Source organism: Methylobacterium sp. B1, from assembly GCF_000333255.1.
In the GTDB taxonomy this organism is placed as follows: Bacteria; Pseudomonadota; Alphaproteobacteria; order Rhizobiales; family Beijerinckiaceae; genus Methylobacterium; species Methylobacterium fujisawaense.
In genome coordinates, this window is sequence record NZ_BACT01000340.1 from 1 (window position 1) to 2,664 (window position 2,664).

A 2,664-nucleotide genomic window follows, 5' to 3' on the forward strand; every position below is an offset into this window, starting at 1 on the left:
CGCCTTTCCGTTTCACCCAGAGGAGACCTGACGATGAGAACGATGGTCCCGACCGGCCGCCAGCATCAGGAAGCCATTCAGTTCCGGCTGATCCTGACGGCGACCTACCCGTTCTTCCTCGCCGCGGCGCGCTGAACCGGTTCCGGCCGGCGCGCGAGGCGGCCCGTCCTGGCCTGGCACCGGCGCGGCGCTCGGTCTTCGGCGAGGCCCGCGCCATGGCGGTTCAGGCGATCCCCTTCGCCTTCATGGGCTGACACGCCCCTGAGCGAGACACTTCCGTCCGGTCACGCGGGGGAAGTCGAGCCGCGACCGCTGCAAGGCATCGTGGCTGAACCCGTCGCGCCTCGTCAGAGGCGCGGCCAACACACGGAGGTCTGAACGATGGCGAGTGGACCCGTCACAACAGAAAGACCGAGCAGCCTGTCCGGGCTGACGGAACCGGAAGCCAAGGAGTTCCATGCGATCTTCCTGACGAGCTTCCTCATCTTCACGGCGATTGCCGTGGTCGCTCACATCCTCGTCTGGTTGTGGCGCCCCTGGCTTCCCGGACCGCAGGGCTACGCCTCTCTCGACGGCGTCCGCGATGCGGCCCACGCCCTCGTCACGATGATCGGCTGAGGAGGATCGAATGCACAAGGTTTGGTTGCTCTTCGATCCGCGGCGCACGCTGGTGGCTCTGTTCACCTTCCTCTTCATCCTGGCGCTGCTGATCCACTTCATCCTGCTCTCGACCGACCGGTTCAACTGGCTTGACGGTCCGAGAAACAACAAGGCGGCCGAGAACACCATCACGCTCGCGCTGCCGCAGATGCCGGCCTGACCGCCGGTCCGGACCGCGGCGCGCGAGGGCCGCGGTCACCCCAAACCTTCCCTTTCTCCGGCCTGACTGAGGAGCAGCCGCCATGGCGATGCTGAGCTTCGAGCGCAAATACAGGGTCCGCGGCGGCACCTTGCTCGGCGGCGACCTGTTCGACTTCTGGGTCGGGGCGTTCTTCGTCGGCTTCTTCGGGGTCGTCGGTTTGTTCTCACGGTGCTGGGCACCGCCCTCGTCATCTACGGCGCGGCGATCGGGCCGACCTGGAACGTCTGGCAGATCAACATCGCGCCGCCGGATATCAGCTACGGCCTGAGGCTCGCCCCGCTGAAGGAGGGCGGTCTCTGGCAGATCATCACGTTCTGCGCGCTCGGGTCCTTCGTGTCCTGGGCGCTGCGCGAGGTCGAGATCTGCCGCAAGCTCGGTATCGGCTACCACGTGCCCGCGGCCTTCGGGATGGCGATCTTCGCGTATTTCACGCTGGTGGTGGTCCGGCCGTTCCTGATGGGCGCCTGGGGATACGGCTTTCCCTACGGTATCCTCAGTCACCTCGATTGGGTTTCCAACACCGGCTATCAGTATCTGCACTTCCACTACAATCCAGCGCACATGCTGGCCGTGACGTTCTTCTTCACCACGACGCTCGCCCTGGCGATGCACGGCGGCCTGATCCTGTCGGCGACCAACCCGAAGAAGGGCGAGGTCGTGAAGACGCCGGAGCACGAGGACACCTTCTTCCGCGACACGATCGGCTACTCGATCGGCACGCTCGGCGTTCACCGCCTCGGCCTGTTCCTGGCCCTGTCGGCGGGGTTCTGGAGTGCGGTCTGCATCGTGATCAGCGGGCCGTTCTGGACGCAGGGTTGGCCGCAATGGTGGGGCTGGTGGCTTAATCTGCCGGTGTGGCGATGACAAGCCGGACGCGATCGGAACGAAGGACATAACGCGGGTCGCCGCCGTCGAGCGCGCGGCACTCCGGGGGAGGGCAGGCCATGGCCTATTACCAGAACATCTTCACGCAGGTTCAGGTGCGCCCGCTGGTACCGGAGCACGGCGTTCCGGTGGCGGTCGATGACCGGATCGGCAAGCCGTTCAACAGCTACCTGTTCGGGCTCATCGGCAACAGCCAAGTCGGTCCGATCTATATCGGCTATATCGCGGCGCTCTCGATCGTCTGCGGCTTAATCGCCTTCGAGATCATCGGGCTCAACATGTGGGCCTCGGTGAATTGGGATCCGGTCCAGTTCGTCCGGCAATTGCCGTGGCTCGCCCTGGAGCCGCCGCTCCCGAAGTACGGGCTGAAGGTCCTTCCACCCCTCAACGAGGGCGGCTGGTGGCTGATCGCCGGCTTCTTCCTGACGGCCTCGATCCTCCTCTGGTGGGTCCACCTCTATCGGCGGGCGCGGGCGCTCGGGCTCGGCACCCACGTGCCGTGGGCCTTCGCGTCGGCGATCTGGCTCTACCTCGTCCTCGGCTTCATCCGGCCGGTGCTGATGGGATCGTGGTCGGAAGCCGTGCCCTTCGGCATCTTCCCCCACCTCGATTGGACCGCGGCCTTCTCGCTCCGCTACGGGAACCTGTTCTACAACCCGTTTCACATGCTCTCGATCACGTTCCTCTACGGATCGACGCTGCTGTTCGCGATGCATGGCGGCACGATCCTGGCCTGCTCGCGCTACGGCGCCGAACGGGAGATCGATCAGATCGTCGACCGCGGCACGGCCACCGAACGCGCAGCCCTGTTCTGGCGCTGGACCATGGGCTTCAACGCCACGATGGAGTCGATCCACCGCTGGGCCTGGTGGTTCGCAGTCCTGACAACGCTCACGGGCGGCATCGGCATCCTGCTC

3 protein-coding genes and 2 pseudogenes are annotated in these 2,664 nt (G+C 65.5%); all 5 read left to right on the plus strand.

Annotated elements, in window-relative coordinates:
- The first annotated feature begins 33 nt into the window (after positions 1-33).
- Positions 34-254: pseudogene (locus I53_RS35020) on the plus strand (hypothetical protein).
- 127 nt (positions 255-381) lie between these two features.
- Positions 382-618, plus strand: a complete 237-nt coding sequence (gene pufB / locus I53_RS09940) for a light-harvesting antenna LH1, beta subunit (RefSeq protein WP_043349888.1) — start codon at positions 382-384, stop codon at positions 616-618.
- Between the two features lie 10 nt (positions 619-628).
- A complete protein-coding gene (gene pufA / locus I53_RS09945) occupies positions 629-820 on the plus strand; it encodes a light-harvesting antenna LH1, alpha subunit (protein WP_012319766.1) in 192 nt (63 codons plus the stop codon).
- Between the two features lie 82 nt (positions 821-902).
- Positions 903-1,726: pseudogene (pufL, locus tag I53_RS09950) on the plus strand (photosynthetic reaction center subunit L).
- 80 nt (positions 1,727-1,806) lie between these two features.
- The coding region (gene pufM, locus I53_RS09955) for a photosynthetic reaction center subunit M (protein ID WP_043349889.1) at positions 1,807-2,664 on the plus strand (858 nt) is incomplete at its 3' end.